This is a genomic window from Methylobacterium sp. E-025 (genome assembly GCF_022829705.1).
GTDB lineage: Bacteria > Pseudomonadota > Alphaproteobacteria > Rhizobiales > Beijerinckiaceae > Methylobacterium.
This window is the reverse complement of record NZ_JAKSYR010000169.1, coordinates 1-628: the sequence shown is the minus strand read 5'-3', so window position 1 is coordinate 628 and position 628 is coordinate 1. Positions and strand designations below refer to the sequence as shown.

1 protein-coding gene is annotated in these 628 nt (G+C 68.2%); it reads left to right on the top strand.

The features are described from left to right. Nucleotides 1-628: carbohydrate-binding domain-containing protein (locus MKK64_RS24955; protein ID WP_279593367.1), on the top strand; the 628-nt coding region annotated here is incomplete at both ends.

Below are 628 nucleotides of genomic sequence, written 5' to 3'. Positions count from 1 at the left end.
CGGCTGCTATGCGCGGCAGTCATGTAACGCTTTCTCCCACGACTCGGCCGGAACGACGAGCAACTTCGCCCCACCCCCCTCCGCGACACTTGTTCTGCGGGTGTCGGGCGACGCCTGGAACGGCACCCCGCATTTCGCTGTGCTCGTCGACGGGCAGCAGGTCGGTGGTACCCTGACGTCGAACGCTTCGCACGCGGCGGGCCAGACCGAGGACCTGACCCTGCCCGGCAACTTCGGCCCCGGGGCGCACGCGATCGCAATCCGCTTCCTCGCCGATGCCTCCGGGGGGACGACGGCAGCCGACCGGAACCTCTACGTTCACGAGATGATCCTGGACGGCCACGCCTCTTCCGGCGACGCGGCGGTCAACACGGCGGGATGGAACAACAACGGCGTCGCCGGCATCTACTCGAACGGCGATGCGACCTTCCATACCGCCGCGTTGGCCAGTTCGGTAAAACCCGCATCGTCGGCGTCCGACACGCTCGTTCTGCGTGTGTCGGGCGACGCCTGGAACGGCACGCCGCATTTCGCGGTGCTCGTCGACGGGCAGCAGGTCGGTGGTACCCTGACGACGAACGCTTCGCACGCGGCGGGCCAGACCGAGGACCTGACCCTGACCGGCAAC